The organism is Brevundimonas poindexterae, from assembly GCF_020524625.1.
Classification (GTDB): Bacteria; Pseudomonadota; Alphaproteobacteria; order Caulobacterales; family Caulobacteraceae; genus Brevundimonas; species Brevundimonas poindexterae_A.
In genome coordinates, this window is sequence record NZ_JAIVLL010000001.1 from 43,708 (window position 1) to 59,062 (window position 15,355).

Genomic DNA, 15,355 nt, shown 5'->3' on the forward strand with positions numbered 1-15,355 from the left:
GCAGACAGGCGACGAAGGGTCGGCAATCGGGCCGTTATGGGGCGTCACAGCTCGACCAGCCGGTCCGACAGCTCGTTCGGATTGTCGGGCGCCGGCGGGAAATGCGGCTCCAGGATTTCGCCGCACAGGGCAATGGCCTTCTCGAAGCCCTCGATCGGTCGGCGCGCCTTCATCTCGCGGATCAGCACGGCGGCCACCTGACCCCAAGTCTCGGGCGGCACCTGGCTGCGGATGCCCTCGTCGGCCACGACCTCGACCCGATGTTCCTCCAGCGCGCAGAAGATCAGCACGCCAGTGCGGGTGGAGGTGGCGTGGATGCCATGCGCCAGAAACTGATGGACGGCGGCCTTGCGGACGCGGTGGCGCCGTATGCCGGCCGGCGTCGTCCAGCGGCGCACGGCGGGCAATTCGTGAATCAGAAAGACGACCAGAAAGACGCAAATCTGCACCAGCCCATAGGCCGCCAGCGTCAGGGCCGTGTTGGCCGGCGCGGCGGCCAGCTGCGCCGCCTGCCAGCCGTCTGAATAGCCGGGCAGCCACGCCGGATTGAACCCCAACGGCACCAGCAGCAGCGGCAGGATCATGGCCGCGGCGGCCGCCCAGGCCAATCCGACTTCGCGATAGGCTGAGACGCGCTGCGCGATGACACAGAAGATCTCGCCCGAGGTGTCCTGTTCGGCTTCCTCGATGGCGCGTCTGACGCGCGCGTGGTCCTGTTCGGTGATGCGCATTACCAGCCTCCCGAGGCGCCGCCGCCGCCGAAGCTGCCGCCCCCGCCGCCGAAGCCACCGCTGCCGCCAAAGCCGCCACCGCGCCCTCCACCCCGGCCGCCCCGCGACCGCAGGGCCTCGGACGCCGCCCAGATCAGGATCGGCGAAATGTCAGAACCACCGCCCTTCCAGCGCCGTCCCCCGCGCCCCAGCGCGCCGATGAAGGCCAGCAGGATGAAGCCGAACACGATGACGATCATGATCAGGGCGCCCACCGGCACATCGGCCTTGGCGGTTTCGGCCGCCGCCGCGCGGGCATTCGCCTCCTCCGGGTCCAGCCTCAGCTGCTGTTCGATGGCCACGACCCCCTGTTCGATCCCGCGCTCGAACTCGCCGGTCTTGAACGCGGGGGTGATCTGGTCGTGGATGATCAGGGCCGACAGGGCGTCGGTCAGTATGCCTTCCAGCCCATAGCCGACCTCGATGCGGATCTTGCGCTCGTCCACGGCGACGATCAGCAGGACGCCGTTGTCCTTGTCCGCCTGGCCGATGCCCCAGTGGCGGCCCAGCCGGGTGCCGTAATCGGCGATGTCATAGCCCTCCAGCGACTGCAGGGTCACCACCACCACCTGATCGGTGGTGTCGCGCTCCAGGGCGGCCAGACGCGCCTCCAGTTCGGCTTCCCTCGCCGGACTCAGCAGATTGCCCTGATCGACGACCCGGCCGGTCAGCTCGGGAAAGCGCGGGTCCGCATGGCTAGGCAGGGCCAGCATCGTCCACGCCAGCAGCAGGACCAGTCCGGCCAGCAGGGGCTGCAGGGCCGTCCGCGTCCTCAGCAGGGCCGGGGAGACGGCGAGGGTGGCTGCGAGGCTCACTGTGCGGGTGTCGATCCGACGTTGAACTGCACCTGCGGCGCGGCATCGGCGCCCGGCGCCGCGCTGAACAGCGGGAGGGGTTCAGAGCCCGAGTGGAAGGTCGAGGCCCAGATGTTGCCGGGGAAGGTCCGCAGGGTGGTGTTATAAACCCGCGCCGCCTCGTTGTAATCGCGCCGGGCCACGGCGATCCGGTTCTCGGTCCCCTCCAGCTCGCTTTGCAGGGCGATGAAACTCGCAGTCGACCTGACCTCCGGATAGCGTTCGACCACCAGCATCAGCCGCGACAGGGCCTGACTGAGCTCGCCCTGGGCCGCCTGATAGCGTGCGACGGCGGCCGGGTCCGACAGGGCGTCCGCGTCCAGCTGGATCGAAGTGGCGCGCGACCGCGCGTCGATCACCTGCGTCAGCGTCTCGCGTTCGGCAATGGCCGACGCCTGCACCGTGGCCACGAGATTCGGAATCAGGTCTGCGCGCCGCTGGTACTGGGCCTCAACGTTGGCCCAGGCTTCCTTGGCGGCCTCGTGCTGCATAGGGATTGTGTTGTAGCCACAGCCGCCCAGGGTCAGGGTCACGGCGGCCACCGCCAGAACAGGCGCACGCAGAACGGTCATGGATAGCCCCCTCGAAAAGGTGCGGCCGACGATCCGGCCTCTTTCAGAGTATCGGCGCGGTTGGTCCGGGCTTCAAGCGTCCAGCTGTGACGGTTCGATGCCGGCCGCACGACAGGCTGCGGAATAGGTATTGGCCAGCAGGCAGGCGATCGTCATCGGCCCGACCCCGCCCGGCACCGGGGTGATGGCGCCAGCAACCTCGGCCGCCGAGGCATAGTCCACATCGCCGACCACGCGGGTCTTGCCTTCGGCCGCCTTGACCGGATCGGCCGAGGGCACGCGGTTGATGCCGACATCGATGACCGTTGCGCCGGGCTTCACCCAGTCACCCGGGATCATCATCGGCCGGCCCACCGCCGCCACGAGGATGTCGGCCCGGCGGCAGACCTCGGCCAGATCCCGGGTGCGCGAATGGGCCACGGTGACGGTACAGCTTTCGGCCAGCAGCAACTGCGCCATCGGCTTGCCGACGATGTTCGACCGCCCGACCACGACCGCGTTCAGGCCGGACAGATCACCCAGCGTCGCCTTCAACAGCTTGATGCAGCCCAGGGGGGTACAGGGCACCAGCCCCGGCTGGCCGGTCGCCAGCCGACCGGCGTTGATCACGTGAAAGCCGTCGACATCCTTGTCCGGATCGATCGCCGCCAGCACCGCCGTCTCGCGGATGTGCGCGGGCAGGGGCAGCTGTACCAGAATGCCGTGCACCGCCGGATCGGCATTGAGCCGCGCCACCAGATCCAGCAGCTCTTCCTCGGTCGTCTCGGCGCCGAGCGTGTGGGTGAACGAGTTCAGTCCCGCGCGCGCGGCCGTCTCGCCCTTGCTCTTCACATAGATTCGGCTGGCCGGGTCCTCGCCGACCAGCACGGCGGCGAGGCCGGGAACGACGCCGGTCTCTTCCTTCAGCCGGGCCGCGGCTTCGGCCACCCGATCGACCAGGGCCGCCGCCCGCGCCTTGCCGTCGATGATCCGGGCGGTGGGGGAGGGTGTCGCGGTCATGGCGTGTCCATTCTGCCGATCCCTCGTCAGGAATCGTTGCGGTCAGGCGATTTACATAGGCCGGGGTTCGGCGTCTATGATCGGGAAAAGATGTGAAGGGGACACCATGCGCCGATTCCGCGGGATCAAACTCATCGGACTTGCCACCGTTTCGTGGGCAGCCCTGTCGGCCGGCGGCGCGCTGGCGCAGGACGCCACCCCCCTGATGTTCGGCGAGGGCGTGGACGCCAGTCTCGACGACGGGGATGCCCGTAGCGAGCTGGGGCAGCCCTATGACGCCTGGACCCTGAACCTCTCCGCCGGTCAGCGGATCGAGGTGATGATGAACTCCGACGACTTCGACGCCTATCTCGAGCTGTACGACCCGGAGAGCGATGGCAGCGCGCCGGTCTCGGTCGACGACGACGGTGCGGGTGAGGGCACCAATGCCCGCTTGCGCTACACCGTGCCGGCCGACGGCACCTACACCCTGCGCGCCCGGGCCTTCAGCGAGGAAGCCCGCGGCACCTATAATCTGATCGCGCAGGAACGGCCGCCGGCGCCTCCCGCGCCCGAGCCCAGGGCCCTCAGTCTCGGCCAGACGGTCTCCGGCACGATCGACGATACCCACCCCGTGAACGACGAGGACGTGCCCTATGAAGCCTGGCGCTTCAGCGCGCGCGAGGGGGAACGCGTCCTGATCACACTGACCTCGGACGACTTCGACAGCTTCGTTCAGGTCGGCCATGCCTACACCGAGGTGTTTGAGGAGTTGGCTTACAACGACGACGACGGTGACACCCTGAACTCGCGCCTGATCTTCACCGCTCCGGCCACGGGCGACTACGTCGTGCGCGCCCGCCCCCTCAGCCTGGACGAAACCGGCAGCTACAGCCTGACGGTGGCAGAGGCGCCGCCTGCCCCGCAGCCGCGGTCCATCCGCATCGGCGGTGAAGCCGAGGGCAGTCTGTCGGCCGATTCGGCGCTGGATGAGGCCGGCTACCGCAGTGATGTCTATGAGTTCCGTGGCCGCGAGGGGCAGCGGGTCCAGATCCGCCTCGGCTCGGAAGACTTCGACACCTATCTCGTCCTGTATCAGGGCGCGGCGGAGGGCGTGGCGCTCAGCGAGGACGACGACGGTGGCGGCCAGGGCACCAATTCCCGCATCGTCAGCACCCTGCCAGCCGACGGCCTCTACAGCGTCGAGGTGCGCGGCTTCAGCCAGACGGCGGCGGGCGACTACACCCTCAGCGTGACCGAGATGGCGCCCGAGCGCCCGCCGGCCCCGCTGGCATGGGGCAGGGTGGTCGAGGGCGCCATTGACGATCAGGACCCGCAAGATGCCGAGGAGCGCGGCTATGACTCCTTCCGCTTCAGCGGCGTGGAGGGCAATCGCGTCCAGGTCATCGCCCGGTCTGGCGACTTCGACACCTTCCTGCGTCTCGGGTCGGCCGACGGGGAGTTCGACGCCCTGGCCCAGGACGACGACGGTCTGGGTGAAGGCACGGATTCCCGCCTGAACTTCACCCTGCCGGAAACCGGCGACTATGTGGTGCGTGTCTCGCCGCTGTCGTCCGGGAGTGAGGGTCTCTATTCGATCGAGCTGATCGATCGCGGTCCGGCGCCCACGCCCGGCAGCATCCTGATCGGGTCCACCGCCCGCGGCACCCTGACCGAGACCGACGCCGCCGCTGGTGACAACAGCTATTTCGACGCCTACCGGATCAATGCCAAGGCCGGTGAGACCCTGGTCATCACCATGATTTCCAACAGCTTCGATGCTTTCGTTATCGTCGGACGTGAAAAGGACGGCGACGATATCGAGGTGCTGGCCAGCGACGACGACGGCCTGTCGGACACCCACGCCCGTCTGGAGTGGGAAGTGCCGGACGACGGCGTCTACATCATCCGCGCCGGCAGCTATGCGCCCAGCGAAACCGGCACCTACGCCCTGAAGGTCGAGCGCCAGCCCTGAGCGGGCGTCAGGCCTCTACAGGCGCTCGAAGGCCTTGCCGTCCGCGTCGAACAGATAGGCGTGTTCGGCCGGCACCTTGAGGTCCAGCCGGTCACCCGAGGCCGGACGCACGGACCCCGCCAACTGGGCCGTCAGGGTGTCATGGCCCGCGCCGATGTCGACATAGGCATAGGTGGCATTGCCCAGGGTCTCGACGAAGTCGGCCTTGCCGTGCAGCGCCTCACCCGGCCCGTCGAGTGACAGGTGCTCGGGGCGGATGCCCAGCGTCAGCGCATCCCCCGGTTTCGCCCCGTCGGCCTTGACCGCCGCGCGCAGCGTATCGCCGCCGGCCGTCTTCAGCACAGCGCCCTTGGGCCCGGCCTCGACCAGGGTCACCGGGATCATGTTCATCTTCGGACTGCCGATGAACTCGGCGACGAAGCGATTGCAGGGCCGCTCATACAGCTCCATCGGCGCCCCGACCTGTTCGACGATCCCGCCGTTCAGCACCACGATCCGGTCGGCCAGGGTCATGGCCTCCACCTGGTCATGGGTCACATAGACCATGGTCGTCTTCAACCGCTGGTGCAGGGCGGCGAACTCATAGCGCATCCGGACCCGGAGCGCCGCGTCGAGGTTCGACAGAGGCTCGTCGAACAGGAAGACGCGCGGCTCGCGCACGATGGCCCGGCCGATGGCCACACGCTGGCGCTGGCCCCCGGACAGGGCCTTGGGCTTGCGGTCCAGATAGTCGGTGATGTTCAGGATTTCGGCGGCCGCCGCCACGCGGCGCTCGATCTCGGCCTTGTCGTGCTTGGCCAGCTTGAGCCCGAACGCCATGTTGTCGCGCACGCTCATGTGCGGATAGAGCGCATAGGACTGGAACACCATGGCGATGCCGCGGTCCGAGGGCGACAGGTCGTTGACCACTTGGTCGCCGATGATCACCTCGCCGGCACTGGCCTCCTCTAGGCCCGCAATGGTCCGGAGCAGGGTCGACTTGCCACAGCCCGAGGGGCCGACGAACACCACGAACTCGCCGTCGGCGATGTCCAGGTCGATGCCCTTCAGCACCTGCACGGCGCCAAAGTCTTTCCGCACGCCGTTGAGACGGACGCCTGCCATCGCGTTACCTGCCCTTCGCTTTTCGTTGGCGCCAACGTAACCGGTTACAGGCCCCGATCAAGCGCGGCGTGACAGGAATATGTCGCAGGTCACCTCACGCGCCCGACCGGGCGTCGGCGAGCGTTCGCCGCCCCCACGGAGCGGATCGCGCCAGCGGTCCCGGCGTGAGTGAAATGAGGGGAAGGAATGGTGGATGCGACAGGGATTGAACCTGTGACCCCCTCGGTGTGAACGAGGTGCTCTCCCGCTGAGCTACGCATCCGACCGGTCAGGAGGCGGGGTGTTTAGCCCGGCGATCCGGCAAGGGCAAGGCCCTGTTCGGTCTCATTCACACAGCGGCGCACGAGGGCCGGAAAGCCGTCGTAGTGGTCCAGCACCGCCCACGGCGCCATCGCCGGAATCGCCACGTCCGCATAGCCGAAGCCGACCGCCACGAACGGCAGGCCGGCCGCATGGGCGGCACCCGCATCCAGACTGCTGTCACCGACCATCAGGGCGCGCCCCCGATCGCCGCCGCAGGCCGCAAGCGCGTCGAACAGATGGGCGGCGTCGGGCTTCCTCGCCGACACCCGGTCCGGCCCCAGCACACAGGCGAACAGGCCGGTCATTTCCAGTGCGTCCAGCAGGGCCAGCGACAGGTCCGTCCGCTTGTTGGTCGCCACCGCCAGCGTATAGCTCTCGGCCTTTAGCGCCGTCAGTGCCTCGACACAGCCGGGATAGGGCCGGGTCAGGTCGGCGATCCGCCCGACATAGAGGTCGAGGAACAGGGCGAACCGCACGTCCAGCGCCTCGTCGGTCAGCGGCGCGCCCGCCGTCTCATACCCCCGCCGCAGCAGCGCCCGTGCCCCGTGACCGATCAGGTCGCGTCCCTGGTCCAGCGGCAGGGCGGGCAGATCATCCGTGTCCAGAACGGCATTCAGCGTGCCCACCAGATCCGGAGCCGAATCAACCAGGGTGCCATCCAGATCGAACAGCAGTGTCCATCCGTTCGCCTTCGAGGACATCCAGCCTCCCTTTTATCCGTTTGATGCGTTATGGCCCCCGGACGACTAGACGAGGGCTTGCCACGTGACCACCGAAACCCACGCCGGGCTCCCCCGCGCCGCCGTTATTCTGGCAGCGGGGCAGGGCACCCGGATGAAATCCCGCCTGCCCAAGGTCCTGCACCCGGTCGGCGGGCGCGCCATGCTGGATCACGCCATCGATGCCGCCGAGGCCTTGGGCTGTGAACGGATCGTCGTCGTTGTCGGCAATCATTCGCCCGAGGTGCGTGCCCACGTCGTCGCCCGGCTGGGTGAGGCCGCCGTCGCGGTCCAGGACCCGCCCATGGGCACCGGCCACGCCGTCCTGTGCGCGCGAGAGGCCCTGAACGGTTTTGATGGCCAGGTCGTCATCACCTATGGCGATGTGCCCCTGCTGAAGGCCCGCGACATTGCCCCGGTGTTCGAGGCCGCCGACGCCCTTTCGGTGATCGGCTTCGAGGCGCGCGACCCGGGAGCCTACGGGCGTCTGGTGATTGAGGGCGGCGAACTGACCGCCATCACCGAAGCCAAGGAAGCCTCCGCCGAGGTCCTGGCCATCCGCACCTGCAACTCGGGCGTCATGTCGGCCCCGGCGCGCGTGCTGTTCGACCTGCTCGACAAGGTCGGCAACGACAATGCCAAGGGCGAGTACTATCTGACCGATGTGGTCCAGCTGGGCCGCGAGGCCGGTGTGCCTACCCGCGCCGTCATGGCGTCAGAGGATGCGGTCATGGGCGTCAACGCCCAGTCCGAACTGGCCGAGGCCGAGGCCCTGTTCCAGAAGGTCCAGCGCGAGACCTTCCTCGCGCGCGGCGTGACCATGCCAGCGCCCGACACCGTACATTTCGCCTGGGATACCGACATCGAGGCGGGCGCTGTCGTCGAGCCCTATGTTGTCTTCGGCCCGGGGGTGAAGGTCGCCTCGGGCGCCCGCATCCGCAGCTTTAGCCATATGGAAGGCGCCACGGTCGGCGAGGACGCCATCGTCGGCCCCTATGCCCGCCTGCGCCCCGGTGCGCGTCTGGACCGCGATGTCCACATCGGCAACTTCGTCGAGGTCAAGAACAGCCACATCGCCGAGGGCGCCAAGGCCAACCACCTGTCCTATCTGGGCGACGGCCATGTCGGCCCGCGCGCCAACATCGGCGCGGGTACAATCTTCTGCAACTACGACGGCGTGTTCAAACACAAGACCACAGTGGGCGAGGGGGCTTTCGTCGGCTCCAACAGCTCGCTGGTCGCCCCGGTCACCATCGGCGCCGGCGCCATGACCGCCTCTGGCTCGGTCATCACCGAAGACGTCCCCGACGGCGCCCTCGCCCTCGGCCGCTCTGCCCAGACCGTCAAGGAAGGCTGGGCCGAGCGCTTCATGCAGATGATGAAGGCCAAGAAGGCGAGCCAGAAGAAGTAATGAGCGCAGACGATCAGAAACGCATCGCCGGCGAGGCCGCCGCCCTTCGGGTCGAGGCGGGCATGAAGGTGGGCCTTGGCACCGGCTCGACCGCCGCCTGGTTTGTCCGGGCGCTGGCGGCGCGCAACCTGCCTGACCTGCGCTGCGTGCCGACGTCGGAGGCCACCGCCGATCTGGCGCGTGAGCTGGGCCTGACGCTCGCGACGCTGGAAGACACCCCCCGCCTCGACCTGACCGTCGATGGGGCGGACGAGGTCGGACCGGGTCTGGCCCTGATCAAGGGCGGCGGCGCGGCCCTGCTGCGCGAAAAGCTGGTGTGGGAGGCCTCGGACCGCTGCATCGTCATCGCCGACGCGGCTAAGGTGGTGAAGACGCTGGGCGCCTTCCCGCTGCCGATCGAGGTCGTTGCCTTCGGGCACAAGACCACCGGCAACCGCATCGCCGATGTACTGGCCGACCACGACATCACCATGCCTGCCCGTGTGCGGACGGCCGAGCGCGGGCTGGTCAGAACGGACGGCGGCAATCTGATCTATGACGCCAGATGCGGGGCTATCACCGACCCCAGCCGCCTCGCGGATGATCTGAAACTGATCACCGGCGTCGTCGAACACGGCCTGTTCCTCGACCTCGCCGACGAGGCCATCATCGGCACCGATGACGGGGTTGAGGTGCTGGTGCCGTGACGGATGATCGGGTCTGAACGAGCGGGGGCAATGTAATGCTGGCGGAGATTGTCCTTTCATTGGTGCTGCAGGACCCACCGCCCGGTGCCGCTCCGCCGACGGCGCCGCCAGGGGTTGATGCGCAATCGGCGGAATTCCCATTGCGTGTTTTGCGGCAGCCGCTCCCCAGTTTCAGCGAGCAAGGTCATGCGGCGGGCCACACAGGGTCGGCCGTCGTGGAAGCAGTGCTCTACCCGGATGGTTCGCTTGGATCGGTAACACTTGTCCAATCTTCACGCTCCGAATTCCTTGATGCCGATGCGGTGGCTTCAGTGGAGGAGGCCGGGTTTTCGCGGTTGCCGGAAGAGCCTGTCCGGCTGAGACTAACCGTCGAATTTCGACCCGTTGATCTGCTGACCATGAGCTGCGGGGCCGTCGTGCAACAAATCCGCTGGTATGAATCGGCTTGGCCCGAGCGGACCTATGCCGACACGATCACCTACATCATGCAGCTCGGCTACGAAGTCCTCAAGCTGAGAGACAGCGCTGGCGTTAGGCAGTCCTTGGCGCTGGGAGAGACTTTCGGAGCGACTTTCGAGCGTACCCTGGCGGCGTGCGAAAGGTCGCCCAACCAGAACTTTCACGATACCCTGCATCGGGAGATGCGGCGCGGCTGAGCGGATCTCCAGGGGATGGGTCACTGACAGGCTACCGGCTCCTTGCCCCTCCCACCCCTGATCCCTAAGTCCCTGACGCGACGGGGGCCAGGCGTTCCCGGACCATGCCTGTCCCCAATTCGCCGGAGCGGATTCCAGACCATTCAGACGATTCAGACGGTCTTTTTCATCGTCTGATTTCTGCACCGCCCCCGGTTTCAGACCATTCAGACGATTCAGACGGTCTTTTTTCACCGTGTGAATTCAGGAGCCCCGAATGCCCACGACCTACGACTACGACCTCTTCGTCATCGGTGCGGGCTCGGGCGGGGTGCGGGCGGCGCGGCTGACGGCCCTGTCGGGCAAGAAGGTGGCTGTGGCCGAGGAGCACCGCGTTGGCGGCACCTGCGTCATCCGCGGCTGTGTGCCCAAGAAATTCATGGTCATGGCCTCCGAGGTCAGCCACGCGCTGGAAATCGCCGGGGGCTATGGCTGGGACATCGAGGGTGCGACCTTCGACTGGAAGCGCTTCCTCGAGGCCAAGGACGTCGAGATCGCCCGGCTGTCCGGCATCTATGTCGCCAATCTGGGCAAGGCCGGCGCCGAGCTGATCCACGGCCGGGCCCGGCTGAAGGACGCCCACACGGTCGAGGTCCTGAACAAGGACGGCTCGGTTGACCGCACCGTCACGGCCGAAACCATCCTGATAGCGACCGGCGGCCGCCCCTGGGTGCCCGAAGACCTGCCGGGCATCGAGCACGCCATCACTTCGGAAGAGGCCTTCCACCTGCCCGAGCTGCCGAAGAGCATCCTGATCGCGGGCGGCGGCTATATCGCGGTCGAGTTCGCCGGCATCTTTGCGGGTCTGGGGGTCGAGACCACCCTGGTCTATCGCGGCCCGAACATTTTGCGCGGCTTTGACGATGACGTCCGCGCCCATCTGGCGGGCGAGATCGAGCGGCGCGGCATCAAGGTCGTGCTGGGCTGCCAGCATTCCTCGATCGAAAAGACCGCCGACGGTCTTGTCAGCCACCTCGAGAATGACATGTCGCTGACGACCGAGGCCGTCATGTTCGCCACGGGCCGCACCCCCTACGTCAAGGGTCTGGGGCTGGAGGAGGCCGGGGTCGAACTGACCGAGGGCGGCGCCATCAAGGTGGACCAATACTCGCGCACCAGCGTCGACAACATCTGGGCCATCGGCGACGTCACCGACCGGATCAATCTGACCCCCGTCGCCATTCGCGAGGCCGTGGCCTTCCACGAGACCCGCTACAAGGACAACCCCTCGTCGTTCGACTATGAGGCCGTTGCCACCGGCGTCTTCAGCCAGCCGCCGGTCGGCGTGGTCGGCCTCAGTGAGGCCGAGGCCCGGCGTCATTGCGCGAAGGGCGTCGATGTCTATCTGACCCGCTTCCGGCCCATGAAGACCGTCTTTGTCGGCTCGGACGAGCGGGTGCTTATGAAGCTGGTGGTCGATGCCGACACCCAGCGCGTCGTCGGTGTCCATATCGTCGGCCCGGAGGCGCCCGAGATGATCCAGCTGGCCGCCATAGCCGTGAAGGCCGGCCTGACCAAGGCCCAGTGGGACGCGACCTGCGCCGTTCACCCGACCCTGGCCGAGGAACTGGTCACCCTGAAGGACAAGCAGTCGGTCGCCGCGACCGCCGCCGAATAGGGGCTCAGAAGCCCTCCAGCCGGTCCCGGATCGGCTTCAGGCCCGCCAGCAGGGGCTCGATCTCCGCCGCATTCTTCTTCCACTTGTCGGGCGCGGGCGGGGTCAGGGTGTGGCGCGACTCCGGCAGCTTGCCGCCGGTCCGCTCCTCCAGCGCCGCGTCGAACTCAAGGTCGGCGAAGTCACAGATGCCGCGCATCACCGCCGCGGGATCGGCGACGAAGTCGGCGTAGCGGACCACGTGGCGCCGGTCGGCCGGCAGGGCGGACAGGTCGTCCATGATGGTCTGGTTGGTGGTCGCCCACTGATAGGCCGCGATCTCGGGTAGAGGCTTGCCCTTCAGGCCCTGCCAGCCCTGCGGCAGCAGCAGTGACCAGGGGCCGTCCCAGCCGGGCAGCTGCGGATAGGTGACCCAGCCGCCGGCCCGCCAGGCGTCGATGATGCTGGAGACGTTCTCCTCCGGCTCGCGCCACAGGAAGACAAACCGGGCGTCCGGGAACAGGGCGTTGAAGAAGGGGATGCGCAGGGCGTTCTTGGGCGTCTTCTCCAGCAGGCGGACGCTGTCCTGGTTGGCGAAGGGCCGCTCGGCCCCGTCGCGCAGCTTCTCGGCCAGCCGGGCCTTCATCGCAAGGCCGATCTGGTCGCTGTAGTGGTCGGCCGTCACCCGGTTGGAGTCGATGCCGGGCGCGCCGGGCCGCAGGGCCTTGAAGCCCTCGACCAGCCAGTGAGCCTCGCCGCCCACGGTGTGCAACTGGGGCGTCACCGCCAGGGTCTCGAACAGGGCCGTGCTGCCCGAGCGGGGCGCGGCCACGATGATCACGGGGCGGTCATAGTCCGGCGTCTGCATGACCGCCGCAGGGCGGGCCGGGGCCGGGCTCGCACCGGCGGCTGCGGGGACGGGCTGACCCATCATGCCCGTGGCGACACCGCCGCCCATCGGCGCCACGCCCGGATTGACGCCATAGGCGCCGATCCGCTGCCGGACGACCGCGGGCACCGGCATCATGTTGGAGCTGACCCTCAGGTCGTCGCCCAGCGCCGTGACCTGCTGCATCAGCATCTGCAGCCGCTTCTGGTAATGCGGGATGCCCCGGTCGGTGTCGGCGAACAGGGACCACAGCTGGCGCCAGTCCTGCCGGAAGCCGTGCATCAGCCGCGCGAACTGCTGCAGGTGCGCCCGGCCCTCGTCGCCCTGACGCACCGACCCGGTCTCGGCCACCAGGTCGCTGAGCAGCTCGTCAACTTCAGACGGCGGCATGACGCGATAGATGTTGTACTGCTCCAGGGCCAGCGGGGCCCGTTGCCCGGGCCGGAAGGGGATGGGGGTCTCAGGCAGGGACTGGGTGGCCGCGGCTTCCGCGAGGTCCCAGAAGCGGCCGTTGCCTGTCGTGTCCGCCACCAGGTGCACGCGCGAGATGTCCGACCCGTTGTCGACCTTGTGGATCCGCCAGTTGTCGAAGATCCAGGCCTCGCCCGCGGCCATGTGGACCTCTTCCCCGTCGCAGTGGAAGCGCACCTCCGGCGTTGTCACGATCGGCACATGCAGCCGCACCCGGTGGAACCAGTGATAGTTGATGTCCGTGTGCTCGGGCACCGAAGACCCCGGCCCCAGCCGCATCAGCCGCGAGCGGCTCCACACCACGCCGAAGTGGCTGAGCACCTGCTGGATGTACGGCGAGGACTGCAGGTGCGGCGTCGGCGCCATGGCCCCGGCCACGTCGTCGTTCTCGGTCCCGCCGACCGTGATCAGGCGCAGGGCGCTGTTGCCGGGGATGTTGTTCGGATGCTTGGCCCAGGCGTCGTCGGGGAAGGCCTCGACCTCGCGCCGCAGCTGGTCCACGTCGAAGCGGAAGGGCAGCTTGATGAAGGGGCGGGACAGTTTCACGCGATCAGCCGGACACTCTGAACAGAAGGGGTGTCCGTGATAGACCCGCCCCCGGAGGGCGTCAAAGTCGCTCGATGCGGTGGCGCCCGTTCAGCTGGCGCACGAAGGGGCGTCCCGGGTCCTCGCCGGCCAGTCGCGCCTTCACCTCTCCGACGACGAAGCGGGTGATGGCGGGCAGGGGCAGGTCGTCCAGATCGTCCAGCGGCACCCAGGCCACGCGCTCCAGCTCGTCGCCGTGGTCCGTGCGCGCGGGCAGGTCCAGCGCGTCCGCGTCGGCCAGGAAGAAGCGGGCGTCGTAACGCCGCGGCCGACCCGGCGGTGTGATGGCGCGGGCGATGTAGCTGAGGCCCGCCAGGTCCGCCTGATGGCCCGTCGACAGGAAGTCCCGCCAAGGACCGGCCACGCTCCGACGGACGGCGGGGCGTCCGACGATGACGCCGGTCTCCTCATGGGTCTCCCGCACGGCTGCCATGGCCAGCGCCCGCGCCCGGCGCTCGGTCATCTCGCGCGACAGCATGGCAAGTTCGCTTGCGGGCAGGTCGGCGGCGAACGGCGCGGTGAAGTCGGCCCGCTCCACCCGTCCCCCCGGAAACACCCACTTCGAGGCCATGAAGACATGCCCGGGGGCCCGACGCCCCATCAGCGCCTCGACCTTGCCCGAGCGGCTCCGGGTCAGGATCAGGGTCGCGGCATCCCGGGGGCGCATCCGGGCCCCGACATCCGGCGAGTCCGCCAGATCGGCGCGGGCATCGAAGGGCCGGGAAGTCTCGGGAGTCTCACGCACCATGGACCAGCGATGCCACGATCCGCCATCCCGGGAAAGGCCGGGGCCTAGGTCTCTATCCGACCGATCCGGATCAGGGCGCCATTGGGGTCGCTGACCGAGAACTCGTAACAGCCCCAGGGCTTCAGCGAGGGATCACCCGGTTCGATGATGCGGTCCCGCACCCGTTCGGCAACAGCGTCCACATCCTCGACATAGAGATACAGCCCAAGCGCATTGTCCTCGATCCTGGCCGGCCAGCCGGGCACGAGCCGTAGATGCAGGTGCCAGCCGCGCCCGTCGCTGAGGATGCGGTAGTCCCCGTAATCTGCCGTGACGGTCAGGCCCAGTCTCTCGTAGAAGTCGGTCGAGGCTGCCAGGTCCCGGGCGGGGACGATGGCTGCGATCCGGTGCGTGTCGCTCATGGGGTGTCTTCCTTCAGAAGCCATGCGCCGGTCGCAAGGGCCCAGATCGCAAACAGTCCCATGGAAGCGGTCGCAGCGTGAAGTCCGAAATGGCCGCCGGATGTCAGCGCCCATACAGGTGCCGCCACGAACATGAGCAGCCCCGGCGCTGCTGCCAGACGCGCCATGGTGCCTCGTGTCAGCATGGGAACCGCGAAGGCGCCTGTGGCAAGGCCCAGCCCCGCAGTCCGAACGTGGCGAGTGTCTGGTTCAGGGCCCGGAGTGCCCCGGCGGCTTCCGGCGCGGCGGGCATGGCGAACCCATTGGTCAGAGCTGCCGTGACGAACGCCGCAATCGCCCCGTTGAAGGCCAGACCGCCGCTGACCACCGTTGGCCGATCCCGGCCAAGGCGTTTGACCAGGGCCGTCCCGCCAAGGGCAAAGGCGAACAGGCACACGACCATCGCGCCGTGAACGGTTGCGTTCGGCCAGTCCGCGAGCAGCTGTCCGTCGTCTGGCCCGTGCAGCGAGGTGGGGTGGTGCAGCATCAGGGCCGAAGCCGCGACGGCCCCTGAAATGAGTGCGCCGGCGCCGGCCTTGTCGAGTGTAGTGTTTGCCATCG

Annotated in this window: 16 protein-coding genes and 1 tRNA gene; 5 read left to right on the forward strand and 12 right to left on the reverse strand. The window is 68.1% G+C overall.

From position 1 onward, the window contains the following. Positions 1-44: 44 nt before the first annotated feature. From LC068_RS00195 to folD, 4 genes are all read right to left on the reverse strand, one after another. On the reverse strand, positions 45-731 hold the full coding sequence (locus LC068_RS00195) for a TPM domain-containing protein (RefSeq protein ID WP_226633531.1): 687 nt from the start codon (positions 729-731) through the stop codon (positions 45-47). Continuing rightward, entirely contained in the window at positions 731-1,585 is an 855-nt protein-coding gene (locus tag LC068_RS00200) for a TPM domain-containing protein (protein WP_226633533.1), read from the reverse strand. Before LC068_RS00200 ends, LC068_RS00195 begins: the two co-directional genes overlap by 1 nt. Continuing rightward, complete coding sequence (locus LC068_RS00205) at positions 1,582-2,196, reverse strand: LemA family protein (RefSeq protein ID WP_226633535.1); 615 nt, start codon at positions 2,194-2,196, stop codon at positions 1,582-1,584. The genes LC068_RS00200 and LC068_RS00205 overlap by 4 nt, the downstream gene beginning before the upstream one ends. A 72-nt stretch (positions 2,197-2,268) precedes the next feature. Beyond that, complete coding sequence (gene folD / locus LC068_RS00210; protein WP_226633537.1) at positions 2,269-3,195, reverse strand: bifunctional methylenetetrahydrofolate dehydrogenase/methenyltetrahydrofolate cyclohydrolase FolD; 927 nt, start codon at positions 3,193-3,195, stop codon at positions 2,269-2,271. A gap of 106 nt (positions 3,196-3,301) precedes the next feature. Between folD and LC068_RS00215 the strand changes: the two genes are divergently transcribed. Continuing rightward, complete coding sequence (locus LC068_RS00215) at positions 3,302-5,149, forward strand: pre-peptidase C-terminal domain-containing protein (RefSeq protein ID WP_226633538.1); 1,848 nt, start codon at positions 3,302-3,304, stop codon at positions 5,147-5,149. Between the two features lie 15 nt (positions 5,150-5,164). Here LC068_RS00215 and LC068_RS00220 read toward each other — a convergent pair whose 3' ends face one another. The 3 genes from LC068_RS00220 to LC068_RS00230 form a co-directional block, all read right to left on the reverse strand. Beyond that, positions 5,165-6,253: an ABC transporter ATP-binding protein gene (locus tag LC068_RS00220; RefSeq protein ID WP_226633539.1), complete on the reverse strand. Its 1,089-nt coding sequence runs from the start codon at positions 6,251-6,253 to the stop codon at positions 5,165-5,167. 187 nt (positions 6,254-6,440) lie between these two features. Beyond that, positions 6,441-6,515 (reverse strand) — tRNA-Val (locus LC068_RS00225). Between the two features lie 22 nt (positions 6,516-6,537). Then, positions 6,538-7,257: an HAD hydrolase-like protein gene (locus LC068_RS00230; RefSeq protein WP_226633540.1), complete on the reverse strand. Its 720-nt coding sequence runs from the start codon at positions 7,255-7,257 to the stop codon at positions 6,538-6,540. A 64-nt stretch (positions 7,258-7,321) separates the two neighbouring features. On the opposite strand from LC068_RS00230, the gene glmU reads away from it, so the two are divergent. The 4 genes from glmU (at position 7,322) to gor (ending at position 11,685) form a co-directional block, all read left to right on the forward strand. Beyond that, positions 7,322-8,686: a bifunctional UDP-N-acetylglucosamine diphosphorylase/glucosamine-1-phosphate N-acetyltransferase GlmU gene (gene glmU / locus LC068_RS00235; RefSeq protein ID WP_226633541.1), complete on the forward strand. Its 1,365-nt coding sequence runs from the start codon at positions 7,322-7,324 to the stop codon at positions 8,684-8,686. Continuing rightward, complete coding sequence (gene rpiA / locus LC068_RS00240) at positions 8,686-9,372, forward strand: ribose-5-phosphate isomerase RpiA (RefSeq protein ID WP_226633542.1); 687 nt, start codon at positions 8,686-8,688, stop codon at positions 9,370-9,372. Before glmU ends, rpiA begins: the two co-directional genes overlap by 1 nt. Before the next feature lie 35 nt (positions 9,373-9,407). Further along, positions 9,408-10,028, forward strand: coding sequence for an energy transducer TonB family protein (locus LC068_RS00245; protein WP_226633543.1), 621 nt, complete (start codon positions 9,408-9,410; stop codon positions 10,026-10,028). Between the two features lie 256 nt (positions 10,029-10,284). Beyond that, complete coding sequence (gene gor / locus LC068_RS00250; protein WP_226633546.1) at positions 10,285-11,685, forward strand: glutathione-disulfide reductase; 1,401 nt, start codon at positions 10,285-10,287, stop codon at positions 11,683-11,685. Positions 11,686-11,689: 4 nt separating this feature from the next. Here gor and LC068_RS00255 read toward each other — a convergent pair whose 3' ends face one another. From LC068_RS00255 to LC068_RS00275, 5 genes are all read right to left on the reverse strand, one after another. Continuing rightward, positions 11,690-13,567 (reverse strand): sulfotransferase, encoded by a 1,878-nt coding sequence (locus tag LC068_RS00255; protein WP_226633548.1) that lies wholly within the window; start codon positions 13,565-13,567, stop codon positions 11,690-11,692. Between the two features lie 61 nt (positions 13,568-13,628). Continuing rightward, positions 13,629-14,354: an NUDIX hydrolase gene (locus tag LC068_RS00260; protein WP_226633550.1), complete on the reverse strand. Its 726-nt coding sequence runs from the start codon at positions 14,352-14,354 to the stop codon at positions 13,629-13,631. A gap of 44 nt (positions 14,355-14,398) precedes the next feature. Then, positions 14,399-14,755, reverse strand: a complete 357-nt coding sequence (locus LC068_RS00265) for a VOC family protein (RefSeq protein WP_226633552.1) — start codon at positions 14,753-14,755, stop codon at positions 14,399-14,401. Continuing rightward, on the reverse strand, positions 14,752-14,922 hold the full coding sequence (locus LC068_RS00270; RefSeq protein ID WP_226633554.1) for a sortase B protein-sorting domain-containing protein: 171 nt from the start codon (positions 14,920-14,922) through the stop codon (positions 14,752-14,754). The genes LC068_RS00265 and LC068_RS00270 overlap by 4 nt, the downstream gene beginning before the upstream one ends. A gap of 11 nt (positions 14,923-14,933) precedes the next feature. After that, the gene (locus tag LC068_RS00275) at positions 14,934-15,353 is read right to left on the reverse strand and encodes a hypothetical protein (protein WP_226633556.1); all 420 of its coding nucleotides are present in this window, start codon (positions 15,351-15,353) and stop codon (positions 14,934-14,936) included. Between the last annotated feature and the right edge of the window lie 2 nt (positions 15,354-15,355).